Annotated in this window: 1 protein-coding gene; it reads left to right on the plus strand. The window is 21.5% G+C overall.

Going from position 1 to position 505, the window contains the following annotated elements:
* A partial coding sequence (locus tag GQX97_RS14730; protein ID WP_198391292.1) for a PD-(D/E)XK nuclease family protein occupies nucleotides 1-505 on the plus strand: 505 nt, incomplete at both ends.

The raw sequence follows: 505 nt of genomic DNA on the forward strand, positions 1-505 counted from the left end.
TGGATTTATACCATTTGAATTTGAAAAGTCTTTTAGCTATGTTAAAGTTTATTCTTATAATGGACTTGATGTAAAAATTAAAGGCAGAATAGACAGAATAGATTTAAGTTACAATGATGATAAAACAATAAATGGAATAAGAATCATAGATTATAARGGAAGCAGCTACAATATTAAAAAAATTAGTAACTCTGATAATTATGATGATATAATTAATAATTACTTACAGCCTTTATTATATTTAAAATATGCTATAGAAGAATATATAATTAAACAAAATAAAAATATTGATGTATTTAAACAATTAGAAAAATGCGAATTAGGTTTTAGTATTTAYAAAGAAGAGAATGTAGTAAATAAAGAAAATAATTATATCAAATTTGATGATAAAGAAACAATACTTACTATATTAGGATACAACGGAGAAAATATACTACATAATTATTTTGATAAGGTATTAAGACATATTGCAGAGGGAGAATTAATTTTTATAGCAGGTGAAAAT

Origin of the sequence: Brachyspira sp. SAP_772 (genome assembly GCF_009755885.1) — a bacterium.
GTDB lineage: Bacteria > Spirochaetota > Brachyspiria > Brachyspirales > Brachyspiraceae > Brachyspira.